The sequence below is a fragment of the Williamsia muralis genome (assembly GCF_051487485.1).
GTDB classification, from domain to species: domain Bacteria; phylum Actinomycetota; class Actinomycetes; order Mycobacteriales; family Mycobacteriaceae; genus Williamsia; species Williamsia muralis_B.
This window is the reverse complement of sequence record NZ_JAHVCV010000002.1, coordinates 95,782-117,841: the sequence shown is the minus strand read 5'-3', so window position 1 is coordinate 117,841 and position 22,060 is coordinate 95,782. Positions and strand designations below refer to the sequence as shown.

The following is a 22,060-nucleotide window of genomic DNA, read 5'->3' as shown; positions in this document are numbered from 1 at the left end:
ACATGATCCAGGACAACGAGAGGGCGCGACAATGACGACGACCGAACGTCTCGTCGGTGGTTTCGATCGGGTCACCGGACCCGACGAGTCCTACCATCTCGCCGAACGGCTCTTCGGGCTCAGCGCGCCGATCCAGTTCCTGTGGGTGTTCACCTCCGACCCGGGCGTCGCAGAGGTGCTACGGCTGCGAGATCAGCTGTCGGCAGGCCCGCTCAACCGCAAAGTGCGTTGTGCGACAGTTCCGTTCGCACGTGACCGGTGGGTTCGGGCCGACGACGTCCCGGACGTGGTGATCGACGACAAGCCGATCGGGGACAACGACATCGCCTCCTGGTTAGACACGCGAGTGCGTGAGGGCGAACTCGCGCCCGCAGCGGGCCGGGGCTGGAGGTTGGACGCCGCGCGGACCCGGTCGGGCAAGCTGGTGCTGTCACTGCTGGTGTCACACATGATCTCTGACGGCGAGGGGGTTTATGCGGCACTGGCGGCGGCCCAGGCGGGCACGTCGCAGAATCGGTTGCCCACGGATGCGGAGACCGGGGGCCGCAGTGGCCGTCGAGCGGACGTGGTGGATGCCGCCGGCCAGCTGTTGGCTGCGGCCAGGGCGCTCAGGATTCTCGGCGGTGCGTTGCGGAATCAGACGAAGACGCCGAGCCCGTCGCGACGTGCAGCGCCGTCGACCAACACATCACCGGATGCGCCCGGCCCGGACACCACCCTGGTGATCCTCGATGTGGATCGCGAGCGGTGGGCCGGCATCGCACGAGAGCACGGAGGGACCACCAACAGCCTGTTCACGGCCGTACTTGCCGGACTGGTCCAGCGGACGGAACTTCCGGTGGCCGAACAGCTCCGGGTGTGCATGGCGGTCAGCAAACGTGAAGCCGGAGACGAACGGGCCAACGCCTCGGGCGGCGTGTGGATTCGGATCGACGGACCGGTCAGCCCCCAGCGAGGCCTGGCCGACATCCGGGCATTGAGCAAGCAGGCGTTCATCGACTACGCCGATGCCGAGTCGGACAAGATGGCCGACAACATGCAACCGGTCGTCCGGCTCCTGCCGGGACGGCTGATCGGAAAGTTGATGCAGTCGGTGCCCGGCCCCGACACCACCGTCTCGAATCTAGGGCTGGTGCCGCCCAGCGCGCTCCGGCTCGGTACCGAGACCGCGGAATCGTTCGGAATCCGCGCCATCGTCCGCGGTCGGCCGATTGCCAACCGACGTGCTCAAGGTCCCGCCGTGGCGGCGTGGGCGGTGGAATACGGGGACAAGGTGACCATCACGGTGTTCGGTATCCACCCGGACCACTTCGGCGATGTCGGCACACTCCGGACGCAGATCGGTGAGGAGCTCAGCTCGTGGGGCCTGTCGTACACCTTCTGGTAGTGCTCGCGGGGGCCTGAGCCCTATGGGCGCCGCATGGTCGGAATCGTCAACGTGGCGACCACAAGTCGGTCACGCTGACCCCGAGTTGGTCGAGCAGGGTTCGAACCAACGGCAGACTGATTCCGATCACCGACGACGGGTCGCCGTCGACACCGTCGATGAACCAGCCCCCGAGCCCGTCGAGCGTGAATGCGCCGGCAACTGCCAGCGGTTCGCCGGTGGCGACGTATGCGTCCACCTGCTCATCGGTGGGCGAACCGAAACGAATCGTGGTGCCCGCGAACGCGACAGCCTCCGCGACCACCGAGCCTGCGCGTATCCGGAGCACACAGTGGCCTGTCAACAGGTCGGCAACCGAGCCGCGCATCGAAAGCCATTGAGCGCGAGCCACATCGGGAGTGTGAGGTTTGCCGGAGAGGATGCCGCGATGGTGCAGCATCGAATCGCACCCGATGACAACCGCGTCGTCGATCGAGGAGATGCTCGGACGGGCGGCGACATCGTCCGCCTTGGCTTTCGCGAGGGTCGTTACGACGTCGGAGGGAGATGCGGTGTCGCCGAGTTGGGCGATCAGCGCATCTTCATCGACATCCGAGACCTCGACCAGTGGATCGACACCGGCGGCCCGCAGGATCCGCAGGCGTGCGGGCGACGCCGATGCCAGGACCACCCGGGTCATCGGCGCCCGCCCGTGTGCATCCGCTCAGTAACCGAAGGCCAGGTTCGGAAAAGCGTTGGGAGCGAGACCGCCGGCGGCACGCAGCCGGTCGGACGGGGTGCCCCACAGGTTGCGTGGCCCCGGGTCCTCTTCCACACCCGAACCTCCTGCCGAGGCGAAAACACCGACAACCGCGGCGATCTCGGCATCCGATGGATTCCCCTTGACGATTCGCAGGAAAGGCCGAGCCGCAGCGGCATCACTGGTGCCGTCCGCAGCGTTCGTCTCTGGCGTGTTGTCTGCACTCACAGCGGAATGTTCCCGTGCTTCTTCGGTGGCATGTTGACGAGTTTGCGCTCGAGGAGCTTGAGCGCCGTGGCGATCTGACCGCGGGTGTGCGACGGCGGGATGACCGCGTCGACGTAGCCGCGTTCAGCTGCCACGTACGGGTTCACCAGGGTGTCCTCGTACTCCTGCTGCAGCTGCAAGCGCAGCGCATCCACGTCTTCTCCGTTGGCCGCAGCTTCTTTGAGCTTGCCGCGGTAGACGAATCCGACTGCGCCCGAAGCACCCATGACGGCGATCTGGGCCGTCGGCCACGCCAGGTTCACATCGGCACCCATGTGCTTGGAACCCATGACGTCGTATGCGCCGCCGTAGGCCTTACGGGTGATGACGGTGATCTTGCCGACGGTTGCCTCGCCGTATGCGTAGAGCAATTTCGCACCGCGACGGATGATGCCGTTGTACTCCTGGTCGGTGCCCGGCAGGAATCCCGGGACGTCCACCAGGGTGATGATCGGGACGTTGAAGGCGTCGCAGGTGCGGACGAAGCGCGCGGCCTTCTCTGAGGCGTCGATGTCGAGGCAGCCGGCGAACTGGGTCGGCTGGTTCGCGACGATGCCGACGCTGCGGCCGTCGACGCGGCCGAAGCCGACGATGATGTTCGCCGCGCGGCCGGCCTGCACCTCGAGGAACTCGTCATCGTCGAGGATGCGGCGGATGACCTCGTGCATGTCGTACGGCTGGTTCGGGGAGTCGGGGATGAGGGTGTCGAGTTCGAGATCCTCGTCGGTGAGGGTGTCCTCGATCGATCCCGCGGCCGGCTGTGCCACGGGGAAGCGCGGAGCCTCGGCCCGGTTGTTGCTCGGCAGGTAGCTGAGCAATTCCTTCACGTAGTCGAGCGCATCCTCTTCGTCGCTGGCGACGTAATGCGCGACACCGGACTTTGCCATGTGGGTGTGTGCGCCACCGAGGTCTTCCATCGTGACGTCTTCACCGGTGACCGTCTTGATGACGTCGGGTCCGGTGACGAACATCTGGCTGGTGCCGTCGACCATCACCACGAAGTCGGTGAGGGCGGGCGAGTACACGTGGCCACCGGCCGCGGCACCCATGATGAGGGAGATCTGCGGGATGACACCCGAGGCCCGGACGTTGCGGTGGAAGATCTCGCCGTAGAGACCCAGGGAGACCACACCTTCCTGGATGCGGGCACCGGCACCCTCGTTGATGCCGACGAGGGGACGGCCGGTCTTGATCGCCAGGTCCATCACCTTGACGATCTTCTCGCCGTAGACCTCGCCGAGGCTGCCGCCGAAGACCGTGACGTCCTGGCTGAAGACGCAGACCTCACGTCCGTCGATGGTTCCGTAACCGGTCACCACACCGTCGCCGAGCGGACGGCGCTCGGCGAGTCCGAAGTTGGTGCTGCGGTGACGGGCGAGAGCGTCGAGCTCGACAAACGAACCTTCGTCGAGCAGGTGGGTGATGCGCTCGCGCGCGGTCAGCTTTCCCTTGGCATGGGTCTTCTCGACCGCCGCCTCTCCGACTGGATGCTTCGCTTCGGCGAGACGATTGTGCAGGTCGATGAGCTTTCCTGCAGTCGTGTGGATATCCGGCGTCGATGGCACGTCCTGGGGGGCACTCGTCATGGCCATGATGCTATCCACACCCGTTTTCGCTGGTGTGAGCGGGCTAACCTGAGGCTTCTCTCACGTTTGGTTCGGTACCGAGCGACACATGTACTTCCCTCTGTTTCGTGGCGGATCGCGTCGCTCGCGCTCTACGCTCAGACCTCATGACCGATGAGCGAGCGCCCCTTGACCACGAGGCCCTTCGACAAGCGGTGACCGGCACCCGATGGCGGTCGGTTCGCGTGGTCGAGGAGACCGGGTCAACGAACGCGGATCTGGTGAGTCTTGCCGGGTCGACCGATTGTGCCGGGTCTGTGCTCATCGCCGAGCACCAGACCGCTGGGCGTGGCAGACATTCCCGGCAGTGGGAGAGTCCGCCCCGAGCGCAGGTGGCGTTGTCGGTCGCCGCGCCGGCGAACACGTCGGATCAACCTCAGGCACTCGGATGGCTGCCGCTCCTGACGGGTCTTGCGGTGGTCGAGGGTATCGCCGAGACCACCGACCTCAGTCCCAGGCTCAAATGGCCCAATGACGTGTTGCTCTTCGGCGACGACACCGCCACCGACGACGGTTACGGCGGACGCAAGGTCGCCGGGATCCTTGCTGAACTGACCCACGGACCGAGCGGGCCCGTGGTGGTGATCGGACTCGGGATCAACGTGAGCCTCACCGAGGCCGAACTGCCGGTCCCGACCGCCATCTCACTGGAGTTGGCGGGGGCCTCCGTCGACCGGACCCAGCTCGCCGGCGCGGTTCTGCGAGCACTGTCTCGACGACTGGACCAATGGCCGGGCGATCTCGGCGCGGTGGCCGACGATTACCGGGCTGCCTGCGCGACCCTCGGACATCGCGTGCGGGTGCAGATGCCCGCGGGTGAAGAGATCGAGGGACTGGCGACGGCGATTGACAGCATCGGCCGAGTGGTCGTCGAGGTGGCTGGCGGTCAGAACGTGCCGGTCGCGGCCGGCGACGTCACTCACCTGAGGGTCACCGACTGAGCTGACCCACTGAGTCGAACGGAACCAACCGAGTCGAACGGGACCAACTGAGCCGACGCCCGGCCTGTCGCCCTACCGCCGGCCGTTCCGTCAGCGACGTTCGTAACTCTTGGTGCCCATCGCCGGGACCAGCAGGAGGATCGGGATACCGATCACCGCGTGCATGATCGCGGTCGAGATCCCGGTCGTCCAATCGCGCGACAGCAGCAGCGGGATCAGGATGGCTGCCAGGATCAGAAGTCCGACGATCCAGGAGAAGAACTGGTTCGGCGATGGCGTGGTGAGCTGCAGGACGTACCAGAGCGCTCCTGCGAACAGCGCGCACAGGAACGCGACGATGGCGAACCAGTACTCGTCGTTTGCCATCGGGTTCCACACGCCGAGCTTTCCGGTCTCATTTATGCGCTCGATGACCAGCCGAATGATCCACGCGACGAGCCAGGCGGCCAGTCCGGTAACGATGGCGGTGGCCAGGACTCCGCCGATGAACATCGTGGGGTTGACCTGCGGCCGGTTGGTGGCGGGGCGCCGTCGCGGCGGCGTGGCCGGTGGTGGCGCAGCGGCGTAGTACGGGTCCGGAGGCGGAGCCCCCTGGTCGTACCCCTGGCTGTAAGCCTGTGACTCGGGTTCGTAGCCACGGTCGAACCGGGCTGTTCGCGGCTTGTTCGGGTCGTACGGGTCATTCGGGTACATCGTGCACCTCCCTGCGCGCGAGTTTACCGACCAGCGCTGCTGCGGCCTGAGAACGATCAGATGTCCACCGTAGCGCCCCGGGAGTCGGCTGCATCCCCTACCGGTGGAGGTCACGGCGCCGCATGTGGTTCGGACAGGCCCGATTCTGGTTTGATTACGGCACCGACCGGGCGAGTCGCCGTACGCCGCGGTCATCAACGGGAGGATTTGTCGATGGGGTATCCGGAGAACATCCTTGCGCAGGGCGAACGGGTGGTCGTGCATCACCATCCGCACTGGAAGTGCCTGCTGGCCCCCGCGCTCATCTTTGTTGTCGGGACCGCGGTCGCAGGTGTGGCGGGGGGCTATCTGTCCAGTGCCGACCTCGACTCCTCGGCCAAGCTGATCGTGGGTATCGTCATCGCCGCGCTGTGGCTTCTCATCGTCCTCTGGTTCTTCGTGCGGCCACTGATCAGCTGGCGCACCACCCACTTCGTGCTCACCGATCGGCGGGTGACCTACCGCAACGGCATCATCACCCGTTCGGGTATCGACATCCCGGTCCAGCGCATCAACTCGGTGGAGTTCCGGCACGGACTGATCGACCGGATGCTCCGAACGGGCACCCTGATCATCGAGTCGGCGTCCGAAGACCCCCTCGAGTTCAACGACATCCCGAACGTGGAACGCGTGCACTCACTGCTCTATCACGAGGTGTTCGATGCCCCGGACGGCAACAGCTTCCGGCGCTGACCCTCACCCGGCGGCCGCGAACTGGTCACGAATTGGCCTGTGGCCGCGCGGGAATCCGATCGAATCCGGGTATCCGTGCCGCATGCGCCTAAATTGGTCTGGTGACCGAAGTTCTGCTCGCCGAAGACGATGACGCGATCGCCGCTCCGCTGGCCCGCGCCCTGAGCCGTGAAGGGTACGGCTGCGAGGTCGTCACCACCGGCACCGCTGCGCTGGAGCAGGCCAGGAGCGGTCGGTTCGAACTGCTGGTCCTCGATCTGGGACTGCCCGAGATGGACGGCCTCGAGGTCTGCCGCCGTATCCGGGCGGTTCGTCCCAATCTGGCCGTGCTCATGCTGACCGCCCGGACCGACGAGGTCGACTTCGTCGTCGGCCTCGACGCCGGGGCCGACGACTACGTGGGCAAGCCGTTCCGCCTCGCCGAACTGCTGGCCCGGGTACGCGCGCTGCTGCGCCGCAAGCAGAGTGTGGATGTGGTCATCGAAGCCGGCGACATCCACCTCGACGCGCGCGGGCGGCGTGTGCTGGTCGGCGGTCAGGACACCACGCTCGCCAACCGCGAGTTCGACCTGCTGCGGTACCTGATGGAGCGGGGCGGGGAAGTGGTCAGCCGCGAAGAGATTTTGACCGAGGTCTGGGGTACCCCGGATCTCCTGTCGTCCAAGACGCTCGACATGCACATCTCCTGGCTGCGCCGCAAGATCGGTGACGATCAGCCCGGACGGAAGAAGCGCATCGTCACCGTTCGCGGTGTCGGCTTCCGGTTCGACCCCGACTAGATGCGCCGCCGGATCCTTCGGTCGATGATGGCCATGGTGATGGGCATCGGCCTGCTCTTAGGCGTGCCGTTGATGTTCACCGCCTGGTGGTGGGTCGACGACACCGCACATCAAGACCTCGATGACCGCCTCAAACGAGTGTCCACCGAACTGCTCAGCCAAGAAGGACCCGACGGGTCGATCAGCGGCACCGTCGACCGGGACAAGTTCCGGTTGCTCGTACCCGAGAACGGCCGGCTGGAGATCTACTTCCCGATCAGCGGGCCCCAGGGGATGGAACGCGGGCGGCTCGAGGTCGGAGCCCCGATCGACGAGGAAGCGGTCACCGAATCGCTCACCCTCGGCGAGGCCGGGTCTCTCACCCTCTCTGTGCCGCACGCTCAGGTCCGCAGTCGGCAGTGGGGAGCTGTGGGTGTGGTCTCGCTGGTGGTGGTGACCTCGGTGATCCTGGGTCTGGTGGTGGCCGCGGTGACGGCCGGCCGCCTCGCCGACCCGCTCGAGGACGTCGCCGCACGCGCCGCCCGGATGGCCAAAGGCGACTTCGGCACCGAAGGCCGGCACTACGACATCGAAGAACTCGACCGGGTGTCCTCTGCGCTCGATGCCGCCAACCGGGAGATCACCATCCGGCTCGAACGCGAGGGACGGATCGTCGGAGAGGTCTCCCATCAGCTGCGCAGCAGGCTGACCGCGATCCGGTTGCGGCTCGATGAGCTCTCGATCCATCCCGATCCCGACGTGGTGACCGAGGCCGAGGCAGGTTTGGCGCAGGTGGAACGGCTGACCAGCGAACTCGATGAGTTGATCACCGCCGCCAGGGGTGAACAGGTCGCGATGCTCGACCCCGTCTCCGTGCCCGAGCAGGTCTCTCAGGTGGTCGCCGACTACGAATCGGCGTTTGAGGTGCAGGGCCGTCATCTACGGGCCGGAGGGGTCGGGCAGTGCGCGGCCCGGGTCACCCCCACCCGGCTGCGGGAGGCGTTGAGCGTGCTCGTCGACAACGCGCTGCACCACGGGGCCGGGGATTGCTGGGTGGACACGCGAGAGTTGCCCGGTAGCCGCATGATTCGGGTGTCGGTGTCCGACGAGGGTCAGGGGATCAGCGACAAGAGTGCGCCCCACGTGTTCCAGCGCGGCTACTCCGAGGGTGGGTCGAGTGGGGTGGGTCTGCCGCTTGCGCGCGCACTCATCGAAGCCGACGGCGGCCGGCTGGATCTGCTGCAGCGGCGCCCGGCGACCTTTGCGATCGTCGTTCCGCGACACGACGCGGACGATCCGGACCGATCGAGCAGGACCGGCACCAGCGAGCCCCGTTGATGATCCGCGGCGCCGGTCAGGTGTGACCGAGCTCCTCGTCGGCGAGTTCGTCCTGCGTCCGTGCTTCCTGTGTCCGTCCGTCTTTCGGCCCTGCGACACCCTCGCGGCCGTCGTCCGGACGCAGTACCGACGCGTCGACCGCAGCCGCGAGATCGGATTCGGGGAAGGCGAAACGCCGCAGAGCCCAGAACCGGAACGCCATCTGGAGCAGATTGCCGATGATGTAACCGAGGATGAAGTCGATGATCACCAGCTTGGTGACGTCGACCGAACTGCGGATGTCGAACAGGTTGTTGGCCACGAACAACGGCGCGGCCTGGAGAACCACTCCGACCCCGCTGATCGCGAAGAAGAGGAACGCCTCGTGGTGGGTTTCTCGGCCGCCGCGGTTCTTGAACGCCCACTCGCGGTTGAGGATGTAGCTGACGATCGTCGCGAGCACACCGGAGATGACCTTGGCGATGACGGGTTTGGTCTCGAGGATCGTCAGGCTCAGCGAGTAGAAGATCGCCATGTCCAGGATCATCATCGAACCGCCGATGATGGCGAACTTGATGAGCTCATGGTGACGCATTACCTGAGCCCTCAGCGGCGCAGGCATACGGGCCAAGAGCCCATCGGTGAGTGACACAAGGATGGAGTCTACGAAACAAGTTCGTCCAGAAACCAATCCCGGCACGTCCAGGCGCCTCCCGTGTCGTCCGATCGGCGCCTCCCGTGACACGATGGATAGCCGTGACGAGTGATCCGACCCCTGCCTCGACGGCACCCGTGCCCGCTGTTCCCACGGCCCCCGATTCAGCAGTCCCACCTGCACCGGCGTCGCCGGAGGCCAGTCGTGACGCAGCTGCCCCGGGGATGCCCGTGGTCACCATGATCGGCGGTGGTCAGCTGGCGCGCATGACCCATCAGGCCGCCATCGCACTGGGGCAGCGTCTGCGTGTCCTGGCGGCGTCCTCCGACGAGCCGGCCGCCCAGGTCAGCCCCGATGTGGTGTTCGGCAGCCACAACAGCCTCGACGACCTCCGCGCTGCGGCGCGTGGCAGCCACGCGCTGACCTTCGACCACGAGCACGTGCCGATCGAGCACCTCGAGGTGCTGGTCGGCGAAGGTGTCAGTGTGCTTCCTCCGCCGAGCGCGCTGATCTTCGCCCAGGACAAGCTCGCCATGCGGCGGCGCCTCGCCGAGTTCGGGGCGCCCATTCCCGCGTACGCCGAACTGCCGCAGGACAACCCTATGGAGACGCTCATCGCGTTCGGTGAGCAACATCACTGGCAGGTGGTCCTCAAAACCATCCGCGGCGGCTATGACGGGCGCGGGGTGTGGCTGGTCGATAGTCGCGAGGAGGCACTCGAGGCGCTTGCGGCGGCACCAGCGGGTTCGTCCCTGATGGTCGAGCAGAGGATCGCGCTGCGTCGGGAGCTCTCGGCCATGGTGGGACGCTCGCCGTTCGGCCAGGGCGCGGTGTGGCCGGTGGTGGAGACGGTGCAACGCAAAGGGCAGTGCGCGGTGGTGATCGCGCCGGCACCGAACTTGTCGGAAGAGACCGCCACCTCGGCGCAGCGTCTCGCGTTGTCGCTGGCCGGCGAGCTGGGTGTGGTCGGGGTGATGGCGGTCGAGCTGTTCGAGACCACCGATGGCTCGCTCCTGGTGAACGAGCTGGCGATGCGACCGCACAACAGTGGCCACTGGTCGATGGACGGCAGCGTCACCGGCCAGTTCGAACAGCACCTGCGTGCTGTCCTCGACTACCCGCTGGGCGACACCGGAACGCGGGCCCCGGTCACCGTGATGGCCAACATCCTCGGCGCGGAGCAGGCTCCGGCGATGTCGATGGACGAGCGACTGCACCATCTGTTTGCGCGTATCCCGCAGGCAAAGGTGCATCTGTACGGCAAGGGAGAACGCCCCGACCGCAAGATCGGACACGTGAACGTGCTGGGATCGGCGGCCGGCAACGTGGACGACCCCGAGCACGTGGCGCACGTGCGGGAGATCGCGGAGCGGGCGGCACACTGGATGTCGCACGCGGAGTGGACCGACGGATGGGATGTGCACGGTGAGTGAGAACGGCGAAGGTTCGGGCAACCGGCCACAGGGTCCGCGGGTCGGCCTGATCATGGGCAGCGACTCGGACTGGCCGACGATGGAGGCCGCTGCGGAGGCCCTCGCCGAGTTCGGGGTCCGATTCGAAGTGGGTGTCGTCTCCGCGCACCGAACTCCTCAGCGCATGCTCGACTACGCGAAAGAGGCTGCCGGGCGCGGCCTTTCGGTCATCATCGCGGGTGCAGGCGGTGCGGCTCACCTACCGGGCATGGTGGCCTCGGCCACGCCACTGCCGGTGATCGGTGTTCCGGTGCCGCTCAAGTACCTCGACGGCATGGATTCGCTTCTGTCGATCGTGCAGATGCCCGCCGGGGTGCCGGTGGCGACTGTGTCGGTGGGTGGGGCACGCAACGCTGGTCTGCTGGCGGTGCGCATCCTCGCGGCGGCCGACCCGGGACTGCGCGCGCAGATGGAACGCTTCCAGGCCGACCTGTCGGACATGGTTCTGGCGAAAGATCAGGCCTTGAAGCAAAAACTTCTCGGAGGCTAGCTGTCGGCTTCGACCAGCAGTTTGCGCCGGAAGAGGTCGAGGACCTCGTCGAGAGCGGCTCTGGTGGGCTGGCCTGGTTCGTCGATGAGGTGCTCGGTGAGTGGCGAGTGCGGCGGCATCGGAGACGGGCCCGCGTCGGCATCGTCTATCTCGATGGCCACGAAGGCGTCGCCCAATTCTCTGCGCAGGTAGTCGAACCGGGCAGCGGGGGAGAGCTTGTCTTTCCTGAACCGGACCCCCATCACTTCCAGACCTGCGGCGCACCGCCCTTTGACAACCGCGAGGTCGTCGGGCGAGATGTCGATGTTCGCTGCGCCGACCGGCCGAAACGGCATGGAAGGTTGCGCGAGCACGGGGGCCAGGAGTCGGTCGTCCGCCGCCATCGCGAGGGCGAATCCGCCGGTGAAACACATCCCGATGGCGCCGACTCCCGGGCCACCGCACCGCTCGTGCTCGTCGGCGGCCAGTGCCCGTAGCCATGTCACCACGGGTGAGGACTTCCCCGTGGCGAGGACGGTGAACTCGCGGCTGATGCAGGTCGGGACCAGAACCGACGTCAGGACCCCGACGGATTTGAGGTACCCCAGGTTGTCCGGCATGGGGTCGAGGCCGTCGACTCCGAACAGGCTGGGGACCACAACAGTGCACCCGATGTCGGATACCTTGCGAGCGAAGTTCAGCACCTTCGGCGTGATTCCCGGCATCTCCGCGATGACAACCACGGCCGGCCCCTCGCCTCGCCGGTAGATCGTGCGCGTCTTGCCGGAATGGGTGAACTCGGCGCGGTCGAAGTCGGCGAGTTCTGCTTCGGGCGACTGCTTCGGGGTCATGGCTTCCTCACTGGCACGGCGGGTGCGACTCATCGTCAGGCTAGCGTCTGCCGCGGTCGGGCACGGCCCTGTCTTTTCAGTTACCCGTGAGTAACTCTGGGCGCGCAAGTATTAGGATCGACGGGAAGAACCGAGTTTTTCTGGCGTATACGAGGAGTGTTCTGATGGCCGGCAACCCCGATTTTGGTCTGTTCAAGCTTGGCGAAGAGCACGACGAGCTACGTGCGGCGATCCGGGCTCTTTCCGAGAAGGAGATCGAGCCCCACGCTGCCGATGTGGATGAGAACTCTCGCTTTCCCGAGGAGGCGTTGGCTGCGTTGACGGCGTCAGGGTTCAACGCGATTCATGTGCCCGAGGAGTACGACGGTCAGGGTGGTGACTCGGTGGCTGCGTGCATCGTGATCGAAGAGGTCGCGCGGGTCGACGCGTCGGCGTCGTTGATCCCGGCGGTCAACAAGTTGGGCACGATGGGCTTGATCTTGAAGGGCTCAGAAGAGCTCAAGCGGCAGGTGTTGCCGTCGATCGCGTCGGGCGAGGCGATGGCCTCGTATGCGTTGTCCGAGCGTGAGGCCGGTTCGGATGCGGCGGCGATGAAGACCCGGGCCCGGGAAGAGGGCGACAACTGGGTGCTCAACGGTTCCAAGTGTTGGATCACCAACGGCGGGAAGTCCACCTGGTACACGGTGATGGCGGTGACCGATCCGGAGAAGGGTGCCAACGGTATTTCCTCGTTCATGGTCCACAAGGATGATCCGGGGTTCACCGTCGGTCCGTTGGAGAAGAAGCTGGGTATCAAGGGTTCACCGACGGCGGAGTTGTATTTCGAGAACTGCACCATTCCTGGGGATCGGATCATCGGGGCGCCGGGCACCGGTTTCAAAACCGCGCTCGAAACGTTGGATCACACGCGTCCGACGATCGGTGCGCAGGCGTTGGGTATTGCGCAGGGTGCTTTGGATCAGACGATTGCGTATGTGAAGGAGCGTAAGCAGTTCGGTAAGTCGATCAGTTCGTTTCAGGGTGTGGAGTTCATGCTGGCGGATATGGCGATGAAGATCGAGGCTGCTCGTTTGATGGTGTACACCTCGGCGGCGCGTGCTGAGCGTGGGGAGAAGAACCTCGGCTTCATTTCGGCGGCGTCGAAGTGTTTTGCTTCTGATGTGGCGATGGAGGTGACCACTGATGCGGTGCAGTTGTTCGGTGGCTACGGGTATACCCGCGATTTCCCGGTCGAGCGGATGATGCGTGATGCCAAGATCACGCAGATTTATGAGGGCACCAACCAGATCCAGCGTGTGGTGATGTCACGCGCACTACTGCGCTGACCCACCTCGAATATCCTCCCGCGGTCTGATGCCCGGGCACCCGCCCGGGCGCTAGATTGACGAACATGGACTTCCAGCGGATCTTGCAGCGCTGGAACCGCTTCGCCGAACCGCGTCGGCTGCTCCTCGACTCGCTGCTGGCCGCGGCACTGGCGTTGCTCAGCGTCGTTCCCGAGCTCTGGGAACACATGGGGACCCCGCTCGTGTGGCGTATCGCGGTCGGCACCATCGTCTGTGTCGCCGTCGCGTTCCGCCGGACCCGCCCCGACGTCTCCGGTCTGGTCATCGCTGCCGCGGCCTTCGCACATCTGGCGGTCGACGAAAGACTCAGTCCAGCGGTGATGGTGACCGCGGTGATCAGCATTTATTCGATGGCCGCCTACGGTTCGACACGAGGCACCCAAGCCGCATTGGTCCTTGGCCTCGTCGGTTGTGTGCTGTCGTCGGGACGCCTGTACTCCGCAGCCGACGACACGGCCGCGTATGAGTTCACCGCGCCTGGGGCGGTAAGTCTGGGTGTCATCGCCGTCGGTATCTGGGCCACCGGGATGTTGCGGCGCACGCGACTTCGGGAAGTGCAGGGACTACGCGAGCGGGCCCGACTGCTGGAACTCGAACGGGCACAGGAAGCCGAGATCGCCGCCATCGGCGAGCGCACCCGGATTGCGCGCGAGATGCACGACATCATCGCCCACACACTGACGGTGGTGATCGCGCAGGCGGATGGCGGTCGGTATGCGGCGCAGCAGGATCCGGCGCAGGCCGTCAAGGCGCTGGCCACCATCGCCGACAACGGGCGCCAGGCCCTCGCGGACATGCGGTCGCTGCTGGGGGTGCTGCGAGATGACGGGCCACGCGAGATTCGGGCGGTGCCAGGCATCGCCGACATCCCCGAACTCGTGGAGTCCGTGCGGGCCGGGGGTTTACCGGTTCGACTGGACTCTTCTGGTTCCGCTCGCGACGTTTCGGTGGGATGTGGACTGATCGCATATCGAATCGTGCAGGAATCGCTCACCAACATCCTCAAACACGCGGGGCTCGGAGCCTCCGCGGACGTCGGGTTGCATTGGCAGAGTGACGAATTGACGATCGTCGTCACCGATGACGGTCGAGGCGTTGCCCCTACCATCGGTGATGGCGAGCTGCGTCCGGCCGGCGGCAAGGGGTTGCTGGGTATGCGCGAACGCGCCGAACTACATGGTGGGACGCTGCAGGCCGGCCCCCGTGACGACGGACCGGGATACCGTATTCGCGCGTCGCTGCCCACCGGGGAGGTTCGATGACCGAGGTGATCCGGGTAGCGCTCGTCGATGACCAGGCGCTGGTACGTGCGGGTTTCGGGATGGTCATCGATTCGCAGGCCGACATGACGGTGGTGCTCGAGGCATCCGATGGTGCCGCGGCCGTGGAGGCTCTGCGCCGAACCCCCGCCGACGTGGTGCTCATGGATGTCCAGATGCCAGGCGTCGACGGCATCGCGGCCACCAGGCAACTGCTCGCCGAGCAAGAACCGGGTGGGCCAGGGCACCAGCGTGTCCCGAAAGTTTTGGTGCTGACCACGTTCGACACCGACGAGTACCTGCTGGCCGCGATCTCCGCTGGTGCCAGCGGATTCTTGCTCAAAGACGCGCAACCGGAAGAGCTCCTGGCCGCGATCCGAACGGTCCATGCCGGTGACGCCGTGATCGCGCCGCGGTCCACCCGACGCCTGCTGACCCACGTGGCGGGAACCGCTGCGATGCCGACGCCGCCCGCACCTGCCGGGCACGCCACCGTGGTGCCCGACCTCGTCGATCCGCTGACCCCCCGGGAGACAGAGGTGTTGCGGGCCATCGCTGTCGGGATGACCAATGGCGAGATCGCCGCGGACTTTCATCTGTCCCTCGCCACGGTCAAGACGCATGTCGGCCGGGTACTCACCAAGACAGGGTCACGCGACCGTGTGCAGGTGGTGTTGTTCGCCTTCCGTACCGGGATGATCGGGATCGACGACATCCTCACCCTCCACCGGTAGGTTTCCTCGTTCTCGTCCTGGAGGACGACGCCGGGTACCGATGGTCATCCCGCGGGCTGACCCGACGATCTGCAGATGTCCGCCCGCACGTCGATGTGTCGACCACGTGGTCCGAAATAGGTTTGTGCCACAACGCAAGTCGGCGTGTGACACGAGAGGTGGGGCCAATGTCAGATCCATACGCAGCACGGACCATTGCTTTACAGAAGACGTACGGGCACGGTGATGCGGCGGTTCACGCGCTGCGTGATGTGAGCGTGGACATCCCTGTCGGCAAGTTCACGGCCATCATGGGGCCGTCGGGGTCCGGCAAGTCGACACTGATGCACTGTCTCGCGGGCCTGGATACCGCAACGGCCGGAACGGTGTTGATCGGGGACACCGATCTGTCGCGATGCAACGATTCTCAGCGGACCCGGTTGCGGCGCCGAGAGCTGGGCTTTGTCTTCCAATCGTTCAACCTGTTGCCGGTGCTGACGGCGCGGGCCAACATCCTGCTCCCGCTCACCCTGGATCGGAGATCTCCCGACGAGCTGTGGTTCGACGAACTGGTGGCGGTGCTGGGAATCGGGGATCGTCTGGACCACAAGCCGGGCGAATTGTCCGGCGGGCAGCAGCAACGCGTCGCGATCGCCCGGGCGTTGCTCGGCAGGCCACGACTCATCCTCGCCGACGAGCCGACCGGCAACCTCGACAGCAGGTCGGGCGCGCAGGTGCTGTCGCTGCTGCAGAGCAGTAGCCGCCGCATCGGCCAGACCATCGTGATGGTGACCCACGACCCTGTGGCTGCGAGCTATTGCGATCAGGTGCTGGTGATGGCCGACGGACGGATGGTGGACCGAATCCTCGCACCCACAGCAGATTCCGTGTTGGCAGCGATGCGTGGTCACGGCTCCGATCAGGTCTCTGTGGGTGACCCACGATGAGGGGAGTGGCACTGGCCCAATTGCGGGCACACAAGGGACGCTATGTGGCGTCGGTCCTGGCTGTGGCCATCGGTGTGGCATTTGTCGCCGCGACACTCACACTGACCGCGACGTCCACCGAATCGGTGCGTGCGTCGGTGGCAGCACAGTTCTCGACAACCGACGCGGCGGTATCGGTACCGTCCGAGTTCGCGGATCAGACGGGAGAGCAACTCGCGAGTGTGCCCGGCGTACAAGCGGTTGCGGTCGACCGTAACCGTTTGGTCAGCGTGACCAGTGGCGCGAAGACGTACTCGCAGGTGGAGCTGACCGCACTGGCGGGCGACGAGCAGTTGCGATGGCAGAAACTGACGGTCGGCGTGTTCCCACAGGGCGACCGTCAGGCGCTGGCCTACGCAGGATCGAACTTCGCAGTCGGACAACGACTTTTCGTGCGCCCGGACGTCGACACCGCCACCGACCGGACCGCTGTGGAGATCACCGTGGTGGGTCTGGTCGAGCGTGGTGACGCCACGTCAGGCGTACCGCAGTTGTTCGCCCCCGGCGCCGCCGTGTCCGCGGTGGACTCCGGACGGAGCGATGATCGAGATGATGTGGTGATCAGGCTCGCGTTCGCGGGGGAAGCCGACCCGGCGTCGGTCATGGCCGCGGTGACCGACGTGGCCTCGACCGTCCCAGGGGCCGAGGCCATGTCGGGTGAGGCTGCCGCCGACCGGGTGGTCCAACAGTTCACCGGAGGATCGGTGATCCTGGCCTCGGTGCTGCTCGTGTTCGCCGCGATCACCGCCATGGTGTCGTGTCTGGTGATCGCCAACACCTTTGCCGTACTGATCACCTCACGAACCCGGGAACTCGCGCTGCTGCGGTGCATCGGGGCAGACGCATCCCAGGTGCGGTCCGGCGTTCGGATGGAGGCACTGGTCCTCGGTGTCGTGGCCTCGGTGACAGGTGTGATCCTCGGGATCGGAGGTGTCGCGCTGGCCACCTGGGTGACCCAGACGACCGGTGCCGAGTTGCCGTTGACCCACTTGGCGATCCCGTTCACCGCCGTGCTCGTGCCCGTTGTCCTCGGTGTGGTGATGACGCTGCTCGCGGCCACCGTCCCGGCGCGACTGGCGACAAGGGTCTCGCCGTTGGCGGCCTTCACCACTGTCGCCTCGTCGGAGCCGCGCGGTCGTAACATCATCCGGATCACTGCCGCCACGGTTCTGGTCTTCTTCGGCGCCATTGTGATGGTCTGGGGGATCGGACAGAAATCGGTTCCCGCAGCAGCATTGGGCGGCGGTGCGACGTTCCTCGCTATCATGCTGTCCGGTGTGGTTCTCGTGCCGCCGGTTGTCCGGGCAGCGGGATCGGCTGCCGCACTGGTGTTCCGGCGCACGGCCGCGGGACCGGTCGCCGAACTGACGGGCGCAAACGCCGGGCGGGCTCCACGGCGCACTGCCGCAACGGCGTCGGCCCTCATCATCGGCATCACCTTGACGACGATGATGGTGGTGGGCGCGCAGGTGGTGCGGTCGAGCGTGAGCACGTTGATCTCCGACATGCACCCGGTCGATCTGATCGTGTCGTCCGGTTCGCCGCTTCCGGCTCCACTGGTCGAGTCGATCCGGACCACGGAGGGCGTAGCTGCAGCAGTTCCGTTGACACGTACGAAGATCGATGTGAACGGGGTTGCGTTGAACATCGCCGCCGTGGACAGTTCGTCGTTGCCGGCGGTGATGAGATCGGGCAGTGCCCCCACTGCCGACGAGATCGCGCTGGCACCAGAAGATCAATCGCTCGCGGGCGTGCAGGACGGTGAGCGGGTGACAGTTCTGGCCGGAGGGATCACGAAGACGATGACAGTGGTCGAAGGCGAAGCCGGTTCGTTTGCGGATCGCGCATCGGTGGGCGGGGCGCCGGTGCCGACCGGGATGGCCGTGCGTCTGTCGTCCTTCGGGACGGGCAGCGCGGACACGGTCACCACCCTGCGTGATCTCGTCGCCGCCTCGTCGCCCGACGCGGCCTTCTCCGGCGGCGTGGAAACCCAGCAGCAGCTCGACGACATCCTCACCCTGCTGTTGCGAATCGTGTTGGCGCTGCTCGGGGTCGCCGTGGTGGTGGCTCTCATCGGTGTGGGAAACACCATGGCGCTGTCGGTGATCGACCGCCGACGTGAGAATGCGCTGTTGCGGGTGATCGGCCTGAGCAGCCGGGGGGTGCGCGCGATGCTCCTGGGCGAGGCCACGATCATCGCTGCGGTGGCTTCGGTCGCGGGAGTGGCTCTCGGCACCACCTACGGGGTGGCGGGCGCGGCCGCGATCGTGGGCGCTGACCGAGTGTCCATACCCGATCTTCCGTGGATCGAGATGGTGGTGATCGTGGTGGTCGGGGGCCTGGCTGGGCTGCTCAGCGCAGCCCTGCCTGCCAGGCGCGCATTGCGCGCCGATCCCGCAGCCGCGCTGTAGGACACGGCCCGGGCAGGGCGGGCCCGCTTGACAAGAAATAGAACGCGTGTTCGAATCTGGACATGCGGTGGGAAGGGCAGTTGCTGGACGCCGGAGACGAGAAAGAGGCGAGCGATCCGTCTCCGGCGCTGCCCGGCCTGAGTCGCGCCGGGCTGGTCCGGTCGGTGCGCACCCCCGACTTCGACGGGGTCACGTTCCACGAGGTGTTGTGCAAGAGCGCGCTGAACAAGGTTCCGGAGAGTTCGCAGGTGCCGTTCCGCTGGACCATCAACCCCACCAGGGGCTGCCTCCATCAATGTGTCTACTGTTTCGCGCGTACCACCCACGAATACCTCGATCTCGATGCCGGCCGTGACTTCGACACCCAGATCGTGGTCAAGGTGAACGTCGCGGCAGTGCTGCGAAAAGAGTTGATGCGCAAGAGTTGGAAGCGTGAGCCCGTGGCTCTGGGAACCAACACCGACCCCTACCATCGGGCTGAGGGCAGGTACCGGCTGATGCCCGGCATCATTCGCGCACTCGCCGATTCGGGTACGCCGATGTCGATTCTCACCAAGGGCACGCTGCTGCGTCGCGACCTCAAACTCCTTGCGGCAGCAGCCAAATCGGTGCCGGTGTCGGTGGGCGTCTCCCTGGCTCTGCTCGACGAAACCTTGTGCAAGCAAGTCGAACCCGGCACGCCGTCGGCCCGTGCACGCCTCGATCTGATCGAGGCTGTCCGTGAGTCCGGCCTGGACTGCCATGTGATGGCCTCACCCATCCTGCCCATGCTCAGCGATTCGCGAGCCGACCTCGACAACCTGTTCGCACATCTGGCACAGGTGGGTGCAACGTCGGTCACGGCGTTTCCACTACACCTACGCGGATCCACCCGTGGCTGGTACATGTCGTGGCTCGCCGAGCACCATCCTGCCCTGGTCGGCAAGTATCGCCGGCTCTACGGTCACGGCGCCTACGTGGCCCCGGAATACCGAACGTGGTTGCGCGACAGGGTTGATCCGATGCTCGAGCACCACGGTCTCAGCGGCGACCGGCAGTCCGGACTGCGCGAGGCGGTACGCGAGGCAGCTGCAGTCGAGACCCCGCAGCCGACTCTCTTCTGAACGGGTTCGGTCCGGACGATCCCGCGGCGTCGGAGCGGACCTCGGAGGCTGTGTCGGCTCACGACAACGTCGCGGTGACCTTCTCACTGCTTGCCCGGGCGGCCATCTTTTCCAGATCCGGATTGGCAACCTGCACAAGGGAACCGCCGGCCACCAGGGTGGCGAGCAGGTTGACCACGAGGTTGTCGGCGTTGTCCCAGTGTCGGCTCGACATGATGCGCGATCCGGCGACGATGCCCGCCTCGGCGGCGAAGGTGGTTGCTTCGGCGATCACGTCGTCGACCGTGCGGTCGTCGAGAGCGAGATCGCCGGGTCCGCCCGGCCGGAACTGGTCCCCGTGCACGCGCACCGAGGCCGAGTAGTCGGTGAGTCCGATCGGCAGGTCACGCAATGGCATCCCGAACGGATCGAGTGAGACGACGGCGATCTCCGGCGCACCTTCCACCCGCTCGAGCGACGCCATCGAGCAGAACGCAAGTGCTGCATCGTCGGAGTAGCCCACCCGTACATGCAGACCGGCCCACCAGGCGCCGAGCAGAACCGCGGCACTCTGCCAGTGCGCGGGCAGGTCGACCGCCACCACGTCGCCCGGCATCAGCCCGAACTCGTCGCGCACGAGGTTGGCCGTCTTGGCTGCCCAGTTCGCCGCGGTGATGGCAGAGAGTTCGGTGCGCTCGCCGGTCGCGTCGTCGTAGTAGGTGATCAGAGGCTGCGAGCCGTCGCTGGACAACGCCGGGTTCAGCGCGGCATCGGTGAGAGTGGTCAATTCACGCACTCCGGTCCGGTGCCGCCGGCGGTGATCGCCGGAGCCGGTGGGGGCGTTGTCGCCTCGGTGCTCTGGCTGTCCTGCTGACCGTCGTCGACGATCGAGCCCGGACCGCTGTAGGTGTCGGTGAGAATCACCCGAACCGTGTTCGGTGCCAATGTCTTGTCCTCTTTCACGGGTAGTCCGCCGAGTTGGCCCGCAACGGCTTTCGCCCCGGCGTCGTCGGTCGCAGCGGCAAGCACGGTGCTGTCGGGGGACGGGTTGGTGGCGTTGCCGGTCTCGCCGGTCCGGAACCCCTTGGATGCCACGATCTTCGACACGTTGGTGGCCAGACCGTCGACTGTGCCCGAGTTGATCACGTCCACCGTGTACTGGCTGGGCACGAACTTCTTCTCGCCTGTACCGTTCTTCTCTCCGAGCAACCCGTCGGTGAATGCCTTGACGGCCGCCGGGTCCACCTCGACCACGCTCTGGGTGCCGTCATCGCTCCAGCCCTGCTCGGTGACAACCGGGATCGTCGCGAACTGCACTCGTCCGCCGGACAGATCCTTGAGCTGCTCCACGAACTTGATGATGTCCCAGTCCTGGTCGATCACCACCGAACGCGACACCGCGTTCTCGAGATCGCCGAGTTTGCCGGGGTTGGACAACGTGCCTGCCGACAACACCTTCTGGGCCAGCGATGCCATGAAGACCTGCTGCCGCACGATGCGGTCGAGGTCGCCGCGGGGCAGATCGTGGCGTTGCCGGACAAAACTCAGTGCCTCTGGTCCGTCGAGTGTCTGGCGGCCGGCGGGGAAGTCCGCACCGGAAAACGGTTCGGAGACCGGCGCCTTGAGGCACACGTCCACACCGCCCACCGCGTCGGTGAGCAGGACGAAGCCGAGTAGCCCCACCTCGGCATAGTGGTCGACCTCCACACCCGTCAGGTCGGCGACCGTGGTGATGAGTGCATCGCGACCCGCCTGGACGGACTTCTTGTCGGCCTGCTCGAGATCCATACCGTCGTTGACCAGGGCCTCGCGCCGGGCTTCTTTGGATGAGCCGTACGCCGAGTTGATCTTGGTCTTCCCGATGCCGGGCACCTCGACGTAGGAGTCGCGGGGGATCGACATGGCCGTCGCGGAGGACCCGTCGTTCGGGATGCGGATCAACAAGATGGTGTCGGTGTTGGTCGCCACCTCGTCAGCCGAATGCAATTGGGCCAGTTCTTTTTCCGACAGCGGGTTGCCCTGGGCGTCGGTACGCGAGTCGGTGCCGACCATGAGGATGTCGACGGCTCCGTCCTTGCCGCTGCCCAGGCTCAGACCACCCAGCTTGGTGATGCTGTTCTCCAGGTCGGTCATCTGGTTCCACGCATATCCGGTGGCGATCAGCACCAGCACCGACACGCCCGCCGCGATGATGCGCGTCAGCGGTCGTCCCGAGTGTGCCGGTGTGGGCGAGGTCGGCGCTGGTTCACGCGGCGGCCGCCCGCCCGCGTCGGCGCGGGACCTCGGCGCCCGGCCCGGTTGATCCCGGCGATCTGACCGTGCGGCCCGGGCAGTTGGCGGGGCGGTGCCGTCTCCAC

The 22,060-nt window shown here is 66.1% G+C and carries 21 protein-coding genes; 13 read left to right on the top strand and 8 right to left on the bottom strand.

The window, feature by feature from the left end; translation table 11 throughout:
* Positions 1–31: 31 nt before the first annotated feature.
* A complete protein-coding gene (locus KXR83_RS03885) occupies positions 32–1,387 on the top strand; it encodes a hypothetical protein (RefSeq protein WP_437423673.1) in 1,356 nt (451 codons plus the stop codon).
* A 46-nt stretch (positions 1,388–1,433) separates the two neighbouring features.
* Here KXR83_RS03885 and KXR83_RS03880 read toward each other — a convergent pair whose 3' ends face one another.
* From KXR83_RS03880 to KXR83_RS03870, 3 genes are read right to left on the bottom strand one after another with little or no spacing between them, the layout of a single operon-like run.
* Positions 1,434–2,066 carry a Maf family protein gene (locus KXR83_RS03880; RefSeq protein ID WP_437423672.1) on the bottom strand — a complete coding sequence of 211 codons (633 nt, stop codon included), beginning with the start codon at positions 2,064–2,066 and terminating at the stop codon, positions 1,434–1,436.
* A gap of 24 nt (positions 2,067–2,090) precedes the next feature.
* Positions 2,091–2,354, bottom strand: a complete 264-nt coding sequence (locus KXR83_RS03875; protein ID WP_437423671.1) for an acyl-CoA carboxylase subunit epsilon — start codon at positions 2,352–2,354, stop codon at positions 2,091–2,093.
* Entirely contained in the window at positions 2,351–3,979 is a 1,629-nt protein-coding gene (locus KXR83_RS03870; RefSeq protein WP_023961579.1) for an acyl-CoA carboxylase subunit beta, read from the bottom strand. Before KXR83_RS03870 ends, KXR83_RS03875 begins: the two co-directional genes overlap by 4 nt.
* Positions 3,980–4,125: 146 nt before the next feature.
* Here KXR83_RS03870 and KXR83_RS03865 point away from each other — a divergent pair, with 146 nt between their 5' ends.
* The gene (locus KXR83_RS03865; RefSeq protein ID WP_437423670.1) at positions 4,126–4,959 is read left to right on the top strand and encodes a biotin--[acetyl-CoA-carboxylase] ligase; all 834 of its coding nucleotides are present in this window, start codon (positions 4,126–4,128) and stop codon (positions 4,957–4,959) included.
* Positions 4,960–5,049: 90 nt separating this feature from the next.
* On the opposite strand, the gene KXR83_RS03860 is transcribed toward KXR83_RS03865, so the two are convergent.
* Positions 5,050–5,652, bottom strand: a complete 603-nt coding sequence (locus KXR83_RS03860; protein WP_437423669.1) for a hypothetical protein — start codon at positions 5,650–5,652, stop codon at positions 5,050–5,052.
* Positions 5,653–5,865: 213 nt separating this feature from the next.
* Here KXR83_RS03860 and KXR83_RS03855 point away from each other — a divergent pair, with 213 nt between their 5' ends.
* The 3 genes from KXR83_RS03855 (at position 5,866) to KXR83_RS03845 (ending at position 8,480) form a co-directional block, all read left to right on the top strand.
* Positions 5,866–6,384, top strand: coding sequence for a PH domain-containing protein (locus KXR83_RS03855; protein WP_437423668.1), 519 nt, complete (start codon positions 5,866–5,868; stop codon positions 6,382–6,384).
* A gap of 101 nt (positions 6,385–6,485) precedes the next feature.
* A complete protein-coding gene (locus tag KXR83_RS03850) occupies positions 6,486–7,163 on the top strand; it encodes a response regulator transcription factor (protein ID WP_030174102.1) in 678 nt (225 codons plus the stop codon).
* A gap of 24 nt (positions 7,164–7,187) precedes the next feature.
* Complete coding sequence (locus KXR83_RS03845; protein WP_437423667.1) at positions 7,188–8,480, top strand: sensor histidine kinase; 1,293 nt, start codon at positions 7,188–7,190, stop codon at positions 8,478–8,480.
* A 16-nt stretch (positions 8,481–8,496) separates the two neighbouring features.
* Here KXR83_RS03845 and KXR83_RS03840 read toward each other — a convergent pair whose 3' ends face one another.
* Positions 8,497–9,081 (bottom strand): GtrA family protein, encoded by a 585-nt coding sequence (locus tag KXR83_RS03840; RefSeq protein ID WP_437424431.1) that lies wholly within the window; start codon positions 9,079–9,081, stop codon positions 8,497–8,499.
* A 257-nt stretch (positions 9,082–9,338) separates the two neighbouring features.
* Here KXR83_RS03840 and KXR83_RS03835 point away from each other — a divergent pair, with 257 nt between their 5' ends.
* Both KXR83_RS03835 and purE read left to right on the top strand, forming a co-directional pair.
* The gene (locus KXR83_RS03835) at positions 9,339–10,547 is read left to right on the top strand and encodes a 5-(carboxyamino)imidazole ribonucleotide synthase (RefSeq protein WP_437424430.1); all 1,209 of its coding nucleotides are present in this window, start codon (positions 9,339–9,341) and stop codon (positions 10,545–10,547) included.
* Positions 10,540–11,076 (top strand): 5-(carboxyamino)imidazole ribonucleotide mutase, encoded by a 537-nt coding sequence (gene purE / locus KXR83_RS03830; RefSeq protein ID WP_308280546.1) that lies wholly within the window; start codon positions 10,540–10,542, stop codon positions 11,074–11,076. The genes KXR83_RS03835 and purE overlap by 8 nt, the downstream gene beginning before the upstream one ends.
* Here the strand turns inward: purE and KXR83_RS03825 are convergent.
* Positions 11,073–11,906 carry a dienelactone hydrolase family protein gene (locus KXR83_RS03825; RefSeq protein ID WP_437423666.1) on the bottom strand — a complete coding sequence of 278 codons (834 nt, stop codon included), beginning with the start codon at positions 11,904–11,906 and terminating at the stop codon, positions 11,073–11,075. The two genes, purE and KXR83_RS03825, sit on opposite strands and share 4 nt — an antisense overlap.
* A 164-nt stretch (positions 11,907–12,070) precedes the next feature.
* Between KXR83_RS03825 and KXR83_RS03820 the strand changes: the two genes are divergently transcribed.
* The 6 genes from KXR83_RS03820 to KXR83_RS03795 all read left to right on the top strand — a co-directional run bounded on the left by KXR83_RS03820 (position 12,071) and on the right by KXR83_RS03795 (position 19,724).
* Positions 12,071–13,231 (top strand): acyl-CoA dehydrogenase, encoded by a 1,161-nt coding sequence (locus KXR83_RS03820; RefSeq protein WP_437423665.1) that lies wholly within the window; start codon positions 12,071–12,073, stop codon positions 13,229–13,231.
* Positions 13,232–13,296: 65 nt separating this feature from the next.
* Positions 13,297–14,514, top strand: coding sequence for a sensor histidine kinase (locus KXR83_RS03815; RefSeq protein WP_437423664.1), 1,218 nt, complete (start codon positions 13,297–13,299; stop codon positions 14,512–14,514).
* Positions 14,511–15,245, top strand: coding sequence for a response regulator transcription factor (locus tag KXR83_RS03810; RefSeq protein ID WP_437423663.1), 735 nt, complete (start codon positions 14,511–14,513; stop codon positions 15,243–15,245). Before KXR83_RS03815 ends, KXR83_RS03810 begins: the two co-directional genes overlap by 4 nt.
* 167 nt (positions 15,246–15,412) lie before the next feature.
* The gene (locus tag KXR83_RS03805; protein WP_317712979.1) at positions 15,413–16,171 is read left to right on the top strand and encodes an ABC transporter ATP-binding protein; all 759 of its coding nucleotides are present in this window, start codon (positions 15,413–15,415) and stop codon (positions 16,169–16,171) included.
* Positions 16,168–18,621 carry an FtsX-like permease family protein gene (locus KXR83_RS03800; protein WP_437423662.1) on the top strand — a complete coding sequence of 818 codons (2,454 nt, stop codon included), beginning with the start codon at positions 16,168–16,170 and terminating at the stop codon, positions 18,619–18,621. The genes KXR83_RS03805 and KXR83_RS03800 overlap by 4 nt, the downstream gene beginning before the upstream one ends.
* Positions 18,622–18,683: 62 nt before the next feature.
* Complete coding sequence (locus tag KXR83_RS03795; RefSeq protein WP_062800171.1) at positions 18,684–19,724, top strand: Rv2578c family radical SAM protein; 1,041 nt, start codon at positions 18,684–18,686, stop codon at positions 19,722–19,724.
* Between the two features lie 58 nt (positions 19,725–19,782).
* Here KXR83_RS03795 and KXR83_RS03790 read toward each other — a convergent pair whose 3' ends face one another.
* Both KXR83_RS03790 and KXR83_RS03785 read right to left on the bottom strand, forming a co-directional pair.
* Positions 19,783–20,490 carry a TIGR03089 family protein gene (locus tag KXR83_RS03790; protein WP_437423661.1) on the bottom strand — a complete coding sequence of 236 codons (708 nt, stop codon included), beginning with the start codon at positions 20,488–20,490 and terminating at the stop codon, positions 19,783–19,785.
* Positions 20,487–21,881: an LCP family protein gene (locus KXR83_RS03785; RefSeq protein WP_437423660.1), complete on the bottom strand. Its 1,395-nt coding sequence runs from the start codon at positions 21,879–21,881 to the stop codon at positions 20,487–20,489. Before KXR83_RS03785 ends, KXR83_RS03790 begins: the two co-directional genes overlap by 4 nt.
* Between the last annotated feature and the right edge of the window lie 179 nt (positions 21,882–22,060).

Bases quoted from the DNA above. Each gene is read 5' to 3' on its own strand.
- KXR83_RS03835 (WP_437424430.1), top strand. From the start codon at position 9,339: ATGCCCGTGGTCACCATGATCGGCGGTGGTCAGCTGGCGCGCATGACC.
- KXR83_RS03880 (WP_437423672.1), bottom strand. From the start codon at position 2,066: ATGACCCGGGTGGTCCTGGCATCGGCGTCGCCCGCACGCCTGCGGATC.
- KXR83_RS03795 (WP_062800171.1), top strand. From the start codon at position 18,684: ATGCGGTGGGAAGGGCAGTTGCTGGACGCCGGAGACGAGAAAGAGGCG.
- KXR83_RS03805 (WP_317712979.1), top strand. From the start codon at position 15,413: ATGTCAGATCCATACGCAGCACGGACCATTGCTTTACAGAAGACGTAC.
- KXR83_RS03800 (WP_437423662.1), top strand. From the start codon at position 16,168: ATGAGGGGAGTGGCACTGGCCCAATTGCGGGCACACAAGGGACGCTAT.
- KXR83_RS03860 (WP_437423669.1), bottom strand. From the start codon at position 5,652: ATGTACCCGAATGACCCGTACGACCCGAACAAGCCGCGAACAGCCCGG.
- KXR83_RS03855 (WP_437423668.1), top strand. From the start codon at position 5,866: ATGGGGTATCCGGAGAACATCCTTGCGCAGGGCGAACGGGTGGTCGTG.
- KXR83_RS03865 (WP_437423670.1), top strand. From the start codon at position 4,126: ATGACCGATGAGCGAGCGCCCCTTGACCACGAGGCCCTTCGACAAGCG.
- KXR83_RS03885 (WP_437423673.1), top strand. From the start codon at position 32: ATGACGACGACCGAACGTCTCGTCGGTGGTTTCGATCGGGTCACCGGA.
- KXR83_RS03870 (WP_023961579.1), bottom strand. From the start codon at position 3,979: ATGACGAGTGCCCCCCAGGACGTGCCATCGACGCCGGATATCCACACG.
- KXR83_RS03810 (WP_437423663.1), top strand. From the start codon at position 14,511: ATGACCGAGGTGATCCGGGTAGCGCTCGTCGATGACCAGGCGCTGGTA.
- KXR83_RS03825 (WP_437423666.1), bottom strand. From the start codon at position 11,906: ATGACCCCGAAGCAGTCGCCCGAAGCAGAACTCGCCGACTTCGACCGC.
- KXR83_RS03820 (WP_437423665.1), top strand. From the start codon at position 12,071: ATGGCCGGCAACCCCGATTTTGGTCTGTTCAAGCTTGGCGAAGAGCAC.
- KXR83_RS03815 (WP_437423664.1), top strand. From the start codon at position 13,297: ATGGACTTCCAGCGGATCTTGCAGCGCTGGAACCGCTTCGCCGAACCG.
- KXR83_RS03840 (WP_437424431.1), bottom strand. From the start codon at position 9,081: ATGCCTGCGCCGCTGAGGGCTCAGGTAATGCGTCACCATGAGCTCATC.
- KXR83_RS03845 (WP_437423667.1), top strand. From the start codon at position 7,188: ATGATGGCCATGGTGATGGGCATCGGCCTGCTCTTAGGCGTGCCGTTG.